General features: G+C 64.9%; 14 protein-coding genes and 1 tRNA gene. 9 read left to right on the top strand and 6 right to left on the bottom strand.

Annotated features, from left to right (window positions below; all coding sequences use genetic code 11):
• Positions 1–3 precede the first annotated feature (3 nt).
• The 3 genes from QQL87_RS36175 to QQL87_RS36165 form a co-directional block, all read right to left on the bottom strand.
• Positions 4–1,563, bottom strand: coding sequence for a serine hydrolase domain-containing protein (locus tag QQL87_RS36175; RefSeq protein ID WP_284423880.1), 1,560 nt, complete (start codon positions 1,561–1,563; stop codon positions 4–6).
• Between the two features lie 662 nt (positions 1,564–2,225).
• On the bottom strand, positions 2,226–2,471 hold the full coding sequence (locus QQL87_RS36170; protein ID WP_284423881.1) for a CopG family ribbon-helix-helix protein: 246 nt from the start codon (positions 2,469–2,471) through the stop codon (positions 2,226–2,228).
• An 89-nt stretch (positions 2,472–2,560) separates the two neighbouring features.
• The gene (locus QQL87_RS36165) at positions 2,561–3,295 is read right to left on the bottom strand and encodes an alpha/beta fold hydrolase (protein ID WP_284423882.1); all 735 of its coding nucleotides are present in this window, start codon (positions 3,293–3,295) and stop codon (positions 2,561–2,563) included.
• A gap of 173 nt (positions 3,296–3,468) precedes the next feature.
• Here QQL87_RS36165 and QQL87_RS36160 point away from each other — a divergent pair, with 173 nt between their 5' ends.
• Complete coding sequence (locus tag QQL87_RS36160; RefSeq protein ID WP_284423883.1) at positions 3,469–4,542, top strand: protein kinase family protein; 1,074 nt, start codon at positions 3,469–3,471, stop codon at positions 4,540–4,542.
• A gap of 72 nt (positions 4,543–4,614) precedes the next feature.
• Here the strand turns inward: QQL87_RS36160 and QQL87_RS36155 are convergent, their stop codons facing one another.
• A complete protein-coding gene (locus QQL87_RS36155; protein WP_284423884.1) occupies positions 4,615–6,873 on the bottom strand; it encodes a DUF4132 domain-containing protein in 2,259 nt (752 codons plus the stop codon).
• Between the two features lie 199 nt (positions 6,874–7,072).
• Positions 7,073–7,468: a hypothetical protein gene (locus QQL87_RS36150; RefSeq protein WP_284423885.1), complete on the bottom strand. Its 396-nt coding sequence runs from the start codon at positions 7,466–7,468 to the stop codon at positions 7,073–7,075.
• A 476-nt stretch (positions 7,469–7,944) separates the two neighbouring features.
• Between QQL87_RS36150 and QQL87_RS36145 the strand changes: the two genes are divergently transcribed.
• The 8 genes from QQL87_RS36145 to QQL87_RS36110 all read left to right on the top strand — a co-directional run bounded on the left by QQL87_RS36145 (position 7,945) and on the right by QQL87_RS36110 (position 14,687).
• Positions 7,945–8,085, top strand: coding sequence for a hypothetical protein (locus tag QQL87_RS36145; RefSeq protein WP_284423886.1), 141 nt, complete (start codon positions 7,945–7,947; stop codon positions 8,083–8,085).
• A gap of 344 nt (positions 8,086–8,429) precedes the next feature.
• Complete coding sequence (locus tag QQL87_RS36140; protein WP_284423887.1) at positions 8,430–8,555, top strand: hypothetical protein; 126 nt, start codon at positions 8,430–8,432, stop codon at positions 8,553–8,555.
• Between the two features lie 125 nt (positions 8,556–8,680).
• Positions 8,681–10,255 carry a 2-isopropylmalate synthase gene (locus QQL87_RS36135; RefSeq protein ID WP_284423888.1) on the top strand — a complete coding sequence of 525 codons (1,575 nt, stop codon included), beginning with the start codon at positions 8,681–8,683 and terminating at the stop codon, positions 10,253–10,255.
• A gap of 372 nt (positions 10,256–10,627) precedes the next feature.
• Positions 10,628–11,647 (top strand): TRAP transporter substrate-binding protein, encoded by a 1,020-nt coding sequence (locus tag QQL87_RS36130; protein WP_284423889.1) that lies wholly within the window; start codon positions 10,628–10,630, stop codon positions 11,645–11,647.
• 128 nt (positions 11,648–11,775) lie between these two features.
• A complete protein-coding gene (locus QQL87_RS36125) occupies positions 11,776–12,342 on the top strand; it encodes a TRAP transporter small permease (RefSeq protein ID WP_284423890.1) in 567 nt (188 codons plus the stop codon).
• On the top strand, positions 12,339–13,664 hold the full coding sequence (locus QQL87_RS36120) for a TRAP transporter large permease (protein ID WP_284423891.1): 1,326 nt from the start codon (positions 12,339–12,341) through the stop codon (positions 13,662–13,664). The genes QQL87_RS36125 and QQL87_RS36120 overlap by 4 nt, the downstream gene beginning before the upstream one ends.
• A 151-nt stretch (positions 13,665–13,815) precedes the next feature.
• Positions 13,816–14,436 carry a Spy/CpxP family protein refolding chaperone gene (locus QQL87_RS36115; protein ID WP_284423892.1) on the top strand — a complete coding sequence of 207 codons (621 nt, stop codon included), beginning with the start codon at positions 13,816–13,818 and terminating at the stop codon, positions 14,434–14,436.
• A gap of 175 nt (positions 14,437–14,611) precedes the next feature.
• Positions 14,612–14,687 (top strand) — tRNA-Lys (locus tag QQL87_RS36110).
• 222 nt (positions 14,688–14,909) lie between these two features.
• On the opposite strand, the gene QQL87_RS36105 is transcribed toward QQL87_RS36110, so the two are convergent.
• Positions 14,910–15,293, bottom strand: a 384-nt coding sequence (locus tag QQL87_RS36105) for a tyrosine-type recombinase/integrase (protein WP_284423893.1), incomplete at its 5' end; no start/stop codon positions are given.

The raw sequence follows: 15,293 nt of genomic DNA, 5'->3' as shown, positions 1-15,293 counted from the left end.
ACGTCATTTGACGGCTTGCCCCTCGATCGCCAGCTCCTTGCCGTAACGGCCCTTCGTCTTGAAGGTCACCTTGTCGCCATCGAAGCTGAGCCGCCAGGTGCGCTCTTCGCCCTGGCCGATGAACTGCACGTCGATTGCAAACGTCGTAGCGTCGGTCCAGCTGCCCTTCATGGCCCGGTAGATGTAGGGCTCCCAGGGATGGGGTTGCTTCGTCTTGCGATAGGCGCCGTCGAGGCCGATCGGACTCCACAGATGCAGCACGCCGCCATCGCCGCCTTGCCGCGGGATGTCCCATGCGACATGCGGGTCGGGTCCGGTGAGATCGAGCGTGATCGCGTTGACGCCGAGCGGGCCGGGCGGGAAGCTGTAGGTCCTGCCCGAGATACTGGCCGCGATGTCCGGCACGGCGCCAACAGTGCTTCGTGTCTCCGCCGCGGCGTCGCTGACGGCCGCGGCGAGGGCCGCTGCAGCCTCGGGCGCGGCAGGCAAGGCATCGCTCGATTTCACCGTGGCGAGGATGTCGTTCGCGAGCTTGCGGAACGGACAGAAGTCACGGGCGGTCGTCACCGCCACGATGTCGGCGGCGGGCAGCACCATGATGATCTGGCAATGATAGCCCACCGCCATGACGACGCTGCGGTCGGGCAGGGCCCAGAACTGGTTGGCATAGTTCAGGCCCGGATCGAACGGCGCCTTCATGCTGGTCGTGGCGTGGTTGACGGCCTCGATCCAGCTGGGCGGCAGCAATTGCTGCTCGCCCCAGCGGCCGCCGCGCAGATACAGATAGCCGATCCGCGCCATGTCGCGCGGCCGCAGCGCCAGCCCGAAGCCGCCGCTGGAAATCCCCTTGGAATCTTTGAACCAGGCGTGCTCGGTGATGCCGAGCGGCGCGAACAGTCTCTCGCTGGCAAAGTCATCCGCGCTCTTGCCGGTGAGCTTCGTGACGATCGCGGAGAGCAGATGCGAGTTGCCGCTGTTGTAGTAGAAGGTCTCGCCCGGCGCATGCGCCATCGGCCGGTCGAGAACGTACTGGACCCAGTCGGGGCTCCGTCCCATCTCGAACATCGATGTCTCCGTGCCGCCCATATAGCCTTCGTCCCAGTCCAGGCCGGAGGTCATGTTGAGCAGATGCTGCACGGTGATCGCCTGCTTGCGCGCGTCGACATTGTCGATCTTGCGATCCCCAAACAAGTCGAGCACCGGGTGATCGAGGCTGTCGAGCACACCATCCTTTTGCAGCATCGCGATCAACGTGGCGACCACCGCCTTGGTCGCGGAATTGATGATGTGCAGCTCGTCCGCGTGATAGGGCGCGTAGGAGGCATCGAGCACGATGCGGCCGTGGCGCGTGATCAGCAGGCTGTCGAACCGCATCGTCTTGCCCGACGCGACGAGCTTCGCCAGCGCGGCCGAGTCCATCCCTTCGTCCTCGGGCGCGGTGGCGGGCCATTCGGATTGCGGAAAGCCGGCCCGGCTCATTTCCTCGGCTCCGGCGTGGCGCGCGAGCGGACAGGTGAGCAGCAGGGCGACGGCAAACCAGAATCTGGTTCTGACATGCAACATGGCATTTTTCCCCGGCAAATGGCGCGCAGGACATGCTATCGGAGCGCGACAAGCAATCAAAGATTGCGTGATGATGAGCGCGCGCGCCGCAAAACTGGAGCTTTTGCGGGAGGAGCTTTGCGCAGCGCCGAGTGTGAGCGGCTGCTTCACGCCCGATCCGGCGCTATTCGATTTGTGCCTCGTAGACGAGATGGCGCAGCAACGAGCACTATGCTGGCGTCGTGGGCCAACGGAGCATCCACGACGAAGCGTCCATCGATGACGTCATGCTATCACCGGCGCTCGCCTCATATTCGGTGTCGTCCCGGACAAGCGCGCTCCCGGCAACGCGCAAGCGTTGTCCGGCAAGCGCGCGCCGATCCGGGATCCATAACCCCAGGGAGTTGTGCGAGGCACGCTGCCCGACCTTTCTCGCCCAGCCACGTCGGCCGCGGAGTATGGGTCCCGGGTCAGCGTCCGCCAACGCTTTCGCGTTGTCGGACTTGCCCGGGACGACAGCGAATGTGTGGCTGGCATTGTGGGCCAATCGAGAATCCACCGCGGAGCGTCCATAGAATGACGTCATACGGCCACCGGCGTTCTCCTCATATTCAGTGTCGTCCCGGACAAGCGCAACGCGCGCATCCGCAGCGCCCGGTTGGTCCAGCGAATTGGACGCGGGCTCATACTTGTCCGGCAGGCTTTACATACCTTGCTATGACCTGGGCCAGTTCAGCGTCGCTGGCGAAATCTCCCCGAGCAGCCTCGGCGAGCCCCGCCTCGATCTCGGCGAGTTGCCAGGCTTCGCGCTCGACGAAGTCCTCGATCGCTAGCGCAGCAACTTCGGAGCGCGGACGGTCGAGCCGCTCGGCCAGCTCGTCGAGCTTTGCGGCCGTTGCATCCGATAGACGGACAGTGAAGGCGGTCATGTGAATCTGACTTGAAGTTATCCTGGATTGTGCGCGACCGTGTTCAGTGCGTCAACTATTTGCCGGACTGAGATCTTCTTCGGTCGCGCTCACTTTGCCCAATGCGCCCGCAGCGCCGCCGCGATGCCTTGCGGCCGCTCGACGATGCTCCAATGGCCGGCGTCCCGCTCGACATGAAGCGGCGCGCCGTGGGCTTGCGCAAACCTGCTGAGGGTGTCGAGCGGCACGAAGGGATCCTGCGTGCCTGATATCACCAGTCCGTGCCGCGGCAGTTGTGCGAGCCGCGCGATCCAGTCGCCCTTGAAGCGCAGCCCGTCGGCGGAGCGATACAGCGTGAGAATCGCCCGCCGCATCGGCGCCAGCCACGCCGTGGCTTCGCGCGCGGCGAGCTCCGGCGGCAGCCCGCTCTGCCGGAACATCCGCGCCATCGCCCGTTGCGAGGACACCGCCATGAAGATCTCGCCGAACACCGGCGTATTCCAGATCCGCGCGATGCGATGTCCCCGATAGTCCGGATCGAGCGCCGCGCCGGCCACCGCCCATGACCGCACCAGCTCCGGCCGCAGCGACGCCGCGCGCAGCACCAAGAGCGCCCCCCAATCATGCCCGACCAGGTCGAGCGGCCCGAACGCCGCATGCTGCGCCTCGATCAGCGCCACCAGCCAGTCCGCGTAGCCGTCCTTGGTGCATGCAAAACCCGCCGGGGCCTCGCCGCAGAAGCCGGGCAGGCAGGGCACCGCCACGGTCTCACCGAGCGCCGCGATCAGCGGGCCCCAGATCGCGGGCGTATCCGGAACGCCGTGGAGGAGGATGCGGTTGGTCATGACGGCCGCTTGTAGCACGCCGACGCATGACCCGATCGGGCGCCAAATGATACCAATTGTGATGGATCTGGCGTAGCATCAGGGCGGCCGCGACATGCGGGGCATGCGCCTGCCACCGCGCTGAGGCCCGCTTCCACACCTCGACTTCCCTCCCGATCGACCGGTGACCCCCGATGTCCACGACGACACAGACCGCTTTGCCGGACGCGGCGAGCCCCGAACGCCTGACCGAGGTGCTTCGCAAATCGCCCGGCCTTGCTCACATCCGTGTGGCCGATGTCGTCGTGGAGAGCGCACAGACGACGGTGCTGTCGGAGATCATGCGTCTTGGATTGGCCTATGACGGTGACGCGCCCGGTGCGCCGCGCTCGCTCGTCCTCAAGACCGGCCGCGCCGACCGGCGCGGCAATGCGCACTGGGATGCGGGCCGGCAGGAGGTCGCGTTCTACGATCAGGTCGCCGCGGCGAAGCCGTGCCCGCAGCTACTGCGCTGCTTCGACGCCGCTTGGGACGCCGAGACCCGGGCGTGGCACATTCTGCTCGAAGACCTCTCCGCGACGCATCTCGTCGCGACGGCCTGGCCGCTGCCGCCGAACCCGGAGCAATGCGCGCAGATGCTGCGCGCCCGGGCCCGCCTTCACGCCGCGTGGTGGGACGACCCGCGCCTCGGCGCGTCGGTCGGCGTCCTGCAGGACGACAGCGCCATCGACGCCGGCCTGCAGCAGTTCGACCGCAGCTTCGCCGGCTTCGTTGATCGCTTCGGCCATCTGCTGCCGGCGGAGCGGCGCCGGCTGGTCGAGCGTCTGATCGCCAACGGGCGTCGGCTCCACACGCATCATCGCTCCCATCGCAACATGACGATCGTCCATGGCGACTCGCACGTCTGGAACATCTTCCTGCCGCGCGATGGCGGCGACGACGTCCGGATCTTCGACTGGGATTGCTGGCGCGTCGACGTCGCCGCCGACGATCTGGCCTACATGATGGCGCTGCATTGGTATCCGGACCGGCGCCAGCAGATGGAGCGCGCTCTGCTCGACGACTATCACGTCGCGCTGACCGAGAGCGGCGTCACCGGCTACGATCGTGCCGCGCTGGCCGAGGACTATCGCCTGGCGGTGCTGTGGCAGGCCACGACGCCGATCGGCCAGGCGATGTCGAACATCCCGCCGCTGATCTGGTGGAACAATCTCGAACGCATCTTTCTCGCGGTGGATGATCTCGGCTGTCGGGATCTGCTGGATTGATGTGCCTCGGGCAGCGTCCGCCGCCTATGTCGGCGCAACGGAGGGAGCACCTCATGATGCTCTCGCGGCCGCTCAACCCGCGATCTGCCGGGTGATCGTCGTATCCGTGATCGCGTCGTCCCGGGTGAGCAGGAACGCCTTGGACAGGATGATCGAGAGCGTCGCATCGCCTTCGAACGGCAGCATCAGGGCGCCGGAGCTAGGCCCGGCGGACTTGCCTCGTCCGGGCACGATGCAGAGATACTGGCCGTTCGGCTCCATCTGGACGTTGCCGCTGCCGAGATGAATCCTGTAGGTGCGCAGGTTTCCGCGCACGGTCAGGAAACGGTCATCCAGCGTGCAGCGGTCGGCGATCACCAGCGCCGGCAGCAGGCCCGCCAGCGCCTCGCCGCGGGTCTTGGCGGACGGGCTCAGATCTCCGAACGCGTAGGACTGCCAGTAGTCCCGGTAGGCGCCCTCCGGTCCGCCATCGCTCCAATTGGGATCATTGCCGACGCTGCAGACGCCGACGAACAGGTCGACGTCGCGCATCAGCTCCGAGAACAGCAGTGGCGGAACGTCGGCGAGCCGTAACGTTTCGCCATTAGCGGCAACGAAACGCACCTGATCCGTCGCGATCAGGTCGTACACGCCGGTATGGCCGATCTCCGCATTTTCGATTCCGTTGACCCAGAACTCGACGACCAGATCGTGCTCCGGCAGCGGCCGCGTCGGTGTGTTGTGCGAATCCCAGGCGCCCATCAGCTGGTAGGTCCAGCCGCGCTGGTCGCACAAAGCCTTGAACTGATGCTGACGGATGATGTGGGCGGCGAAGCGATTGGAATAGATGTCGGTGGTGCGCTCGGCCTCGGTGAGCAAATAGATCTCGCGATGTGCCTGCTTGAACGGCTGGGTGATGCCGCAGGCCGCGAGGCGGCGCCGCCATGCGAGGACGTGCAAGGCCTTGTTGCTCATCGGATGCCAGAGCGACACGGTCGTTCCGGCGTCGAGAGCGAGAGGACGGCCTTCGACGTCCTCGATCGCGCTGTCGCCGCGCGGCAGGCCGGCGACGCCGCCTGTCGCCGAGGTGAACCGCCAGATCAGCCGCCGCGTCATCCCGGCCAGCAGCGGATGATCGAGATAGCGTGCGCGCCAGTCAGCGAGCGGAATCTCGCGTTCCGAGAGATAGAGCCGTTCGATGCGTGCGGATTGTCCGGCCAGCGCGGCCTCGATCTCCTTGCGCAGGCGTCGGGCCGTTGCCAGCACGTCGGGCGCCGCGTCTTTCAGCGCTGCGGGCGGGGAGGCGGTCTCACGGCCGCTGCCCGCGCGGAAGCTCAGCGTCACCTCCTTGCTGCCGGTGATGCGCAGGATCGCCGCGCCGTCGCCCATCGGCATCACGCGTTCGCCGGCCGGTGTCAGATCGAAGGTCGGCAGCGCGATCTCCTCGAGTTCGGCGGCGCTGATCTGCCTGTCTGCCGCAAGCTCGTCGAGCGTCGCCGCGATCCGGCGCACCACCAGCGGATAGCGGATGCGGCTCTTCAGCCGCGTCAACTCGGCGATGGCGAGTGGCGTGCCGAGCGCGGCCAGCGCCTGGATCGTCGCATTGCCGAGTTTGATCGAATGCGCGCCCACCATCGGGATCTTCTTGAAGCACAGCTCGCAATGGCGGCCGAGCCGGGGCGCGACGAAATCCTGTGGGGAGGCCGCCATCATCCAGATCAGGCTCCGGATCGTATCCTCGTTGGGGTCTGCCGCCTGAGGATCGGGTGTGTAGGCCTCGATCCAGCTCATGACCTGCTCGGCGAGCGCGGCCTCCTGCGCCATCAGTTCGTGCGCGGTGTTGAGGAATTTCGCGCTCGGCTTTGATTTTCCGGCGGCGCCGATGGCGAGGACGAGCGCCTGATGTTGGTGGTTCGTGAACGGCTGCGCGAGCACTTGCTTGGCCCAGTCGCTGGAGAGCAGCACCGGTCCTTCGAAAGCGCGCGGCACGAGCTTTTCCACGCGCGCGGCAAACGTTTTGCCTGCTCCTCCCGGGGCCCGCATGGCGGTGGCAAAGAAGATGATTGCGTCGGCAAGCTCGCTGTTAGGAGCCGTGCGCTCGGCCAGCGGCTTGATTTGGCGAAGCAGCCGGTCGTAGGCCATCTTGTGGCGGAACTTATAGACGTTCTCGCCGCAGATGCGTAGCAAGGTCGCCAGCTGACTCTCTGTGAGTGGAAGGGTTTCGTCCAGCAACTCCGTTATGAGATATCCGAGCCGGTCCAGTCGGGTCCAGGGATTGAAGCCATTGTCCTGAGGTACGCCGTTTCGGATCTGTTCGTCGAGCGCCTTCATCCGGGATAAGATGGGTATCATGAAGAGTGGCCACTCGCTCTGCGGACGCGACAGCACGGCTTTGGCGGTCGGGAGATCAGACAGTTCGGTGTGCCAAGGTGCAGCTGAAGACTCCTGCTCGAAGGCGGCAATCAGGTCCGCTGGGAGCCGCTCCGGCATCGGCTCTGTCGATCCCGCGCTAGTCTGCTGCGACGACAACCGTTTGATCAGATCCATGATCTCAGCCGCCGACCAGCGGCACCAGCTTGATGAATCGCACTTCAGTCCCGGGCGTGATGGTGATCGGTTCGTCGAGATCGAGCATCTGCCGGCCGTCGACGACGACCAGAATCCGCGTGCGCTCGAAGGCCTCGGTGGCTGCAGCGAGCTGCCGGGCGGCATCGACCGGGAGCGGACGGGTCACGCGCTCGCCGTTCAGTCGCGTCTCCTCCTCGCTCGGGGCAACCACGAGCGGACGGATGGTGGGATCGGCGGCGTTGATCGCTGCGACCTCCTCTTCGATCCGGCGCTTCAGCACCTCGCGCAAGGTCATGCGCTCGCTGGCGAGCTGAAGCTGTCGCGCAATCGGGGCGTGCCGGCCAGGGGCCTCGTCGATGATCTTGAGAGCAACGGTCATGGGACCAGTCTGTTGCGGGACGGCCCTTCGCGCAAGCGCTTGTTGCCGGCCGGGCGATGCCGAATCTGGCCGTCAAAAAATCACTTTCTTTTTTTCAGAAATCATGCTTATCTCCCGGCCATCCCGCCTCATCGGAGAGGGGCGTACGCGTCGTCACGATACGTGGAGTGCGGGGAGCGATGGCCGTGGGGCGCCGGTGGACGACCGGCGTCTTGCGGACGGCCAAGTCGTGTGGTCCTGGCACCCCGAAGCTGGTGTCAAGCCGGTCGCGTTCATGACGAGCGCGCCGGTGACGGGGGCAATCAAGCCGGTCCCCGGGGAGAGCACGAAGTAAGCCGTAAAGCCGTTGCGCAGGGGAGGCCGGGATGTCCTGGCCGGACCTGTGGTTCCTGCCCCGTGCACTTCCTTCCGCACGGGGGCCGCGGGTGTCGGCAGACGCCCGGCCTTCCCTGCACCCTCGATTTTGCGAGGGTTCGATGCTGATGATCAGCCTGGGCACGATCGTGCTGCGGGATGGTGAGGTGCGTGCTGATGCAGATGCCGACACCGCCAACCAACCCTTCGCTGTCATCCCGGACAAGCACGCGGCCACGCGTGCGCCGATCCGGGATCCATAACCCCAGGGAGATCTGCGAGGCACGATGGCCGCTCCAGTTCGCCCAGCCACATCCGTCACGGCGTATGGATCCCGGGTCAGCGGCCACCAACGCTGGCGCGTTGGCGGCCTTGCCCGGGATGACACCGTTGGTGTGGAGAGCGGCGCTGGGCAATCAGGACCTTTATGGATGTCGAAACCCCAGGGAGATCTGACGCAGGATGCCCAATACGTCACCCCTCCTGTCCCTTATTCTCCGTTGCGAGGCCGTTTCATTCCCGGTAAAAGCTCGGGCGAGGGCACCTCGGCAACAATCCATCAACGGTTTTGCCGCACTGTTTTCGTGTTCTCGCAAAGGGTTTGGCAATGCTGATTCGCAGCGCAGAGATCGAGGCCATCGCCGGGGCAGACGCCCGGACGATCGCGCTCGCCGCGCTGCAGCCCGCCGACCTGATCGGCGCGATCGAGCTTCTGCTTCTTAGCTGCCCCTGAGGGCCGGCTGGGCGGGATGCGCCTGGGCACTCAGGGGGTTGCTTCGACACCGAAACACCCTTCAGCGCCCAATCTTCAGAGATCCTGACAGACAAGCGCACCACCCGACACTTCGAGGAAAGCAGATGTCCAATCCCGTTCAGTCCGACAAGGACCGCGTCGTCATTTTCGACACCACCCTGCGCGACGGCGAGCAGTGCCCCGGCGCCACCATGACCTTCGAGGAGAAGCTCAACATCGCCGCCATGCTGGACGGCATGGGCGTCGACATCATCGAGGCCGGCTTCCCGATCGCGTCCGACGGTGACTTCGAGGCCGTCAACGAGATCGCCAAGCGCACCCAGAACGCCGTGGTCTGCGGCCTGTCGCGCGCCGGCGCCAAGGACATCGACCGCTGCGGCGAGGCCATCCGCCCGGCCAAGCGCGGCCGCATCCACACCTTCCTGTCCACCTCCCCGGTGCACATGAAGTACAAGCTGCAGATGGACCCGCAGCAGGTCTTCGAGCTGGTGATCTCCTCCGTGACCCGCGCGCGCAACCACACCGACGACGTCGAATGGTCGTCCGAGGACGGCACCCGCACCGAGTTCGACTTCCTGTGCCGCTGCGTCGAGGCCGCGATCAAGGCCGGCGCCACCACGATCAACATCCCGGACACCGTCGGCTACGCCGTGCCGGAGGAATATTACGACCTGTTCAAGCGCGTGCGCGAGACGGTGCCGAATTCTGACAAGGCGGTGTTCTCCGTCCACTGTCACAACGATCTGGGCATGGCGGTCGCCAATTCGATGGCCGGCGTTCGCGCCGGCGCCCGCCAGATCGAATGCACCATCAACGGCATCGGCGAGCGCGCCGGCAATGCGGCCCTGGAAGAGGTCGTGATGGCGATGCGCGTGCGCAACGACAAGCTGCCGTTCTGGAACAAGATCGACACCACCCAGCTGACCCACGCCTCGAAGGTGGTGTCGGCCGCGACCTCGTTCCCGGTGCAGTACAACAAGGCCATCGTCGGCCGGAACGCCTTTGCGCATGAGAGCGGCATCCATCAGGACGGCATGCTGAAAAACGCGCAGACCTACGAGATCATGCTGCCGGAGACGGTCGGCGTGAAGCAGACCTCGCTGGTGATGGGCAAGCATTCCGGCCGCCACGCCTTCATCCACAAGCTGGAGGAGATGGGCCACAAGCTCGCCGGCAACCAGGTCGAGGACGCCTTCGTCCGCTTCAAGGCGCTGGCCGACCGCAAGAAGCACATCTACGACGAGGACATCGAGGCCTTGGTCGACGAGGGCATGGTGAGTGCCCATGACCGCATCAAGCTGCTGTCGCTGACCGTGATTGCCGGCACCCATGGGCCGCAGCGCGCCACCATGAAGCTCGACATCGACGGCGTCACCAGGATCGAGGAGAGCGAGGGCAACGGTCCGGTCGATGCTGTCTTCAACTGCATCAAGTCGCTGGTGCCGCACGAGGCCAAGCTGGAGCTGTACCAGGTCCACGCCGTCACCGAGGGCACCGACGCGCAGGCCGAGGTTTCGGTGCGGCTGTCGCAGGACGGCCGCTCGATGACGGCCCGTGCCGCCGATCCGGACACGCTGGTCGCCTCGGCCAAGGCCTATCTGGGCGCGCTCAACAAGCTGGTGATGAAGCGCCAGCGCGACGTGGCGCAGGGCGCGGCCGCGGCGGCTGCCGCGAGCTGAGCTGGAATTTAAGACGTCGTTCCGGAGCCGGCCAAATGCGCGTTGGCCCCGGAACGATCGCAGACGCGAGCGGCGGACCTGGCTCAGAGGCAGCCTGGAATTGTTTTACTCCGTCATTCCCTGGCGCGCGGAGCGCGAGCCCGGAATCCATACTCCCGGTCGTGGTTATGGATTCCGGGCTCGCTCGCTTTGCTCGCGCCCCGGAATGACGGAAGAAAACGGGCGGACTCTCGCTATTGCGCTGCAGCACGGGAATCCCGCGTCTGCGGCTAACGGTCAATGGCATTCCCGCCGGCTACCCGCTAACAATGTCGGTGGCATACAAAGCGGGGGCGTCATTGCAATGCCCCCCGAACACTTCGGGAGGACAAGTTGCGCCACGTCAGATTCCGCCATTTGATCGCGACCGCTGCGTCGCTCGCGGCTTTTGCGCTCGCCGGCCCGGCCCAGGCGGCCGACAATCCGATCGTGATCAAGTTCAGCCACGTGGTGGCCTCGAACACGCCCAAGGGCCTCGCCGCCGACAAGTTCAAGGAACTGGCCGAGAAGTACACCGACGGCAAGGTCAAGGTCGAGGTCTATCCGAACTCGCAGCTCTACAAGGACAAGGAAGAGCTCGAGGCGCTGCAGCTCGGCGCCGTGCAGATGCTGGCGCCGTCGAACTCGAAGTTCGGCCCGATCGGCATCAAGGAATTCGAGGTGTTCGATCTGCCCTATATCCTGCCGGACCTCGCCACCTTGCGGAAGGTGACCGACGGGCCGCTCGGCGCCAGGCTTTTGAAGCTGCTCGAGCCGAAGGGGATGATCGGGCTGGCGTACTGGGACAACGGCTTCAAGCAGATGAGCGCCAACAAGAAGCTGGTCGATCCCGCCGACTACAAGGGGCTGAAATTCCGCATTCAGTCCTCGAAGGTGCTGGACGCTCAGTTCCGCACCCTCGGCGTCATCCCGCAGGTGATGGCGTTCTCCGAAGTCTACCAGGCGCTGCAGACCGGCGTCGTCGACGGCCAGGAGAACACGCCCTCCAACATCTATACCCAGAAGATGCACGAGGTGCAGAAGTACATCACGCTGACCAATCACGGCTACATCGGCTACGTCGTGGTCGTGAACAAGAAGTTCTGGGACGGCCTGCCGCCGGACCTCCGCGACGCCTGCGACAAGGCGATGAAGGAGGCCACGGCCTATGGCAATAACCAGTCGGCCAAGGAGAACGACGACGCGCTGGAGGAGATCCGCAAGTCCGGCAAGTCGGAGCTGGTCAAGCTGACCCCGGCGCAGGACGATGCGATGCGCAAGGCGATGCAGCCGGTCTACAAGGACGTGGCGGGGCGTGTCGGCCAGCCCTTGATCGACGAGTTCCTCAAGGAGACCCGCGGCACGACCAATTGATGGCGTGAAGTGAGAGGTGCGCGGGCGGGTGGCCCGCGCATCAGGACGGCAAGGCGCCGGGCGGGCGCCCAGACAAGCAGACGGCGCGTCCAAGCGTCGCGACGATCCGACTGGTGGGGGTAGGGGACTTGGGTTTTCTGTTACGCATCCTCGATCGGCTCGAGGAGATCCTGATCGCATTCTTGATCGCGGCGGCCACCTCGATCATCTTCCTGGCCGTGCTGCACCGCTATCTGGTCGGCATCCCGCTGCTGTATCCGATCCTGTTTCCCATCGACATGTCCTGGGCGCAGGAGCTTTGCATCTACATGTTCGTGTGGATGGCGAAGTTCGGCGCCGCCTATGGCGTCCGCACCGGCATCCATGTCGGCGTCGACGTCCTGGTCAACATGCTCAGGCCGTCGCTGCGCAAGGTGACGATCCTGTTCGGCCTGCTCTGCGGGGCCTTCTTCACCGCCGTCATCGGCACCATGGGCGCCAAGTTCGTCTACGGCCTGTCGCTGACCGACCAGGTGACGCCGGACATGGAGCTGCCGAGCTGGCTGGTCTATCTGTGCATCCCGCTCGGCTCCTACCTGATGTGCTTCCGCTTCCTGCAGGTCGCCTGGCACTATCTGCGCCACGACGAGCTGCCGCATCATGACCACGCCTATGTCGAAGGCGTCGATGCCAATGCGACGGAGGCGCTCCGATGAGCAGCCTCCTCATCTTCAGCCTGCTCATCTTCCTGATGCTGACGGGCATGCCGATCTCGATCGCGCTCGGCCTGACCGTGCTGTCCTTCGTGTTCTTCATGACGAATGTGCCGACCGAATCGGTCGCGCTGAAACTGTTCACGGGCATCGACAATTTCGAGATCATGGCGATCCCGTTCTTCATCCTGGCCGGCAACTTCCTGACCCATGGCGGCGTCGCGCGGCGGATGATCAACTTCGCAACCTCGATGGTCGGGCACTGGTATGGCGGCCTGGGCCTGGCCGGCGTCATGGCCTGCGCGCTGTTCGCCGCGGTGTCCGGCTCCTCGCCCGCGACCGTGATCGCGATCGGCTCGATCATGCTGCCGGCGATGGTCAAGCAGGGCTTCCCCAAGCGCTTCGGCGCCGGCGTGATCACCACCTCGGGCGCGCTCGGCATCCTGATCCCGCCCTCGATCGTCATGGTGGTCTATTCGGTCGCGACCGGCGGCAGCATCGCGCTCGATCCCGCGGGGCATCGCGTGTCCTCGGCCTCGGTCGGACAGCTGTTCATGGCCGGCGTCATTCCCGGCCTGATGCTGGCGAGCCTGCTCGGCTTCACCACCTTCTACCGCGCCTGGAAGAACGACTATCCCAGGCTGCCGCGCGCCAGCTGGGCCGAGCGCCTCACGGCCTTCCGCAAATGCGTCTGGGGCCTGCTGCTGATCGTGATCGTGCTGGGCGGCATCTACACCGGCAAGTTCACGCCGACCGAGGCCGCCGCCATCAGCGCCGTCTATGCCTTCGTCATCGCCGTGTTCGTCTATCGCGACATGTCGCTGAAGGACGTGCCGAAGGTGCTGCTCGGCTCGGCCAACATGAGTGCGATGATCCTCTACATCATCACCAACGCCGTGCTGTTCTCCTTCCTGATGGCCAACGAGAACATCCCGCAGCAGATCGCCAACTGGATGGCGACCGCCGGCGTCAACTGGGCGGTGTTCCTGCTGGTGGTGAACATCCTCTTGCTGCTCGCCGGCAACGTGATGGAGGCGACCTCGATCGTGCTGATCATGGCGCCGATCCTGTTCCCGGTCGCGGTCAAGCTCGGCATCCATCCGGTGCATCTGGGCATCCTGATGGTCGTCAACATGGAGGTCGGCATGTGCCATCCGCCGGTCGGCCTCAACCTCTACGTCGCCTCCGGCATCGCCAAGATGGGCATCACCGAGCTGACCATCGCCGTGATGCCCTGGCTGCTGACGATGCTCGGCTTCCTGGTGCTCGTCACCTACGTGCCGGAAATCTCGCTGTGGTTGCCGCGCATGCTCGGGATGCTTTGAGGTGCAGCAACGAAATGAAACCGAATTGCAAAAACAGAAAGCTATTTGAAGCAATTACATCTTTGTAACGTCGTACACTCTGTCCAAACTGTAAGTTGAATGCCGGGGGCGGCAGGCTCATGTTCCCCTCAGGCTTTCCAAGGAGGTTGGCATGAGAAAGTTCACCATTGCCGCTGTCGCCGTGCTCGCCATTGCCGGCTCGACCGCGGTCTACGCCCAGCGCGGCTGGTTTCATGATCACATGCATCATGTGCGGATGAATCCGGAAGATCGCGCCGCCATGCTCGATGCGCGCATCGCCTCGGTTCATGCCGGGCTGAAGCTGAATGCGGATCAGGACAAGCTGTGGCCGCCGGTCGAGAGCGCCGTGCGCGATCTCGTCAAGCTGCGCTTCGACCGCGCCAATGCGCGGATGAAGGCTCCGGACGACGCGCAGGACAAGGACGTCGATCCGGTGGCGCGGCTGCGCGAGCACGCCGACACCATGGCGGTGACGGCGGATGCGATGAAGAAGGTCGCCGATGCCGCCGACCCGCTCTACAAGACGCTCGACGATGGCCAGAAGCGCCGGCTGTCGCTGCTGACGCGGCCGATGGGGCGCATGATGGGACCGGACGGTCCGCGCCACCACCGTTGGATGGAGCGTGGCGAGGGCGGCCCGGAGGACGGCCCGCGCTTCGGCGAGAACAGATTCGGCCCGGGCCCGATGGGCCATCCGCCGATGGGGCGCATGGGCTGGTCCGACGAGGAATCCGATTCCGGGCGCCTCTGACGGCCGGCTCCGATCCGCCTGATTCCGCTTGGAATTTCACCTGGGGAAAACCGCCGCCCGCCGGCGGTTTTTCTGCATCGAAACTGCCGAAAAATCGTCAGGGATCGCTGGACATCCCGGAATCGCTTTGCTAAACGACCGGCTCTTGCGAAGGCTTTCTCCGGACGCAAGCTCCGGGCGCATAGCTCAGTTGGTAGAGCAGCTGACTCTTAATCAGCGGGTCCTAGGTTCGAGCCCTAGTGCGCCCACCAAGCCTTTCAAGGACTTAGCCAAAATAGGGCGCGGAACCTACTCATCGGTTTGACGACCGGTTTGAAAAATCTGTTCGCCGTCCGTGCGCCCTGTCGCCCATGCAGGTAGATGTTCAGATCTCGCGGCAATGAGAAGTTGCGCGCAGTTTGGTCTTGCACATTTGCCGTGAACGGGAGTCGAGCGTCCCGGATCGGGCAAGATCCGCTGCTCGCTCTCCGCGTCTAGCTGTACATGCCGCTCAACTTTTGGATGGCAGATTCCGCAAGGTCCAGACGGCCGCCAAGGTAATGCGCGTCCAGGATCTCCTGTACCGTCTTCAGTGAATGGCCTGTGATGGCCGCGATTTCCGGGACGGAGCAGCCCGACAGCGCGAGGCGCGTCACGGCAGTACCGCGAAGGTCATGGAAATGCAGATCCTTCAGCGACGTTTTCTTGAAGGCTTTATCCCAGCTCGTTCTGAAGCCGTCTTCTGTCCATGGTCGGCCGAACGAGTTGACTAAGATGGTTACCGCGGAGCGTTCCTTCTTCAGGGCAGCGTCCAGCGCCGCCTTGAGCAACTGTGCTGTTGAGGTAGGCCGGCGATCGGCCGGCCTCAAGGCTGGCGC

The sequence above is a fragment of the Bradyrhizobium sp. SSBR45G genome (genome assembly GCF_030159255.1).
Lineage (GTDB): Bacteria > Pseudomonadota > Alphaproteobacteria > Rhizobiales > Xanthobacteraceae > Bradyrhizobium.
The sequence above is the reverse complement of the archived record's forward strand: the minus strand, read 5'-3'. Positions and strand labels throughout refer to the sequence as shown.

What these genes read in the sequence shown, in the direction of transcription:
- QQL87_RS36135 (WP_284423888.1), top strand. Translation starts at nt 8,681, where the DNA reads ATGTCCAATCCCGTTCAGTCCGACAAGGACCGCGTCGTCATTTTCGAC.
- QQL87_RS36145 (WP_284423886.1), top strand. Translation starts at nt 7,945, where the DNA reads ATGCTGATGATCAGCCTGGGCACGATCGTGCTGCGGGATGGTGAGGTG.
- QQL87_RS36120 (WP_284423891.1), top strand. Translation starts at nt 12,339, where the DNA reads ATGAGCAGCCTCCTCATCTTCAGCCTGCTCATCTTCCTGATGCTGACG.
- QQL87_RS36160 (WP_284423883.1), top strand. Translation starts at nt 3,469, where the DNA reads ATGTCCACGACGACACAGACCGCTTTGCCGGACGCGGCGAGCCCCGAA.
- QQL87_RS36165 (WP_284423882.1), bottom strand. Translation starts at nt 3,295, where the DNA reads ATGACCAACCGCATCCTCCTCCACGGCGTTCCGGATACGCCCGCGATC.
- QQL87_RS36155 (WP_284423884.1), bottom strand. Translation starts at nt 6,873, where the DNA reads ATGATACCCATCTTATCCCGGATGAAGGCGCTCGACGAACAGATCCGA.
- QQL87_RS36175 (WP_284423880.1), bottom strand. Translation starts at nt 1,563, where the DNA reads ATGTTGCATGTCAGAACCAGATTCTGGTTTGCCGTCGCCCTGCTGCTC.
- QQL87_RS36170 (WP_284423881.1), bottom strand. Translation starts at nt 2,471, where the DNA reads ATGACCGCCTTCACTGTCCGTCTATCGGATGCAACGGCCGCAAAGCTC.
- QQL87_RS36140 (WP_284423887.1), top strand. Translation starts at nt 8,430, where the DNA reads ATGCTGATTCGCAGCGCAGAGATCGAGGCCATCGCCGGGGCAGACGCC.
- QQL87_RS36115 (WP_284423892.1), top strand. Translation starts at nt 13,816, where the DNA reads ATGAGAAAGTTCACCATTGCCGCTGTCGCCGTGCTCGCCATTGCCGGC.
- QQL87_RS36150 (WP_284423885.1), bottom strand. Translation starts at nt 7,468, where the DNA reads ATGACCGTTGCTCTCAAGATCATCGACGAGGCCCCTGGCCGGCACGCC.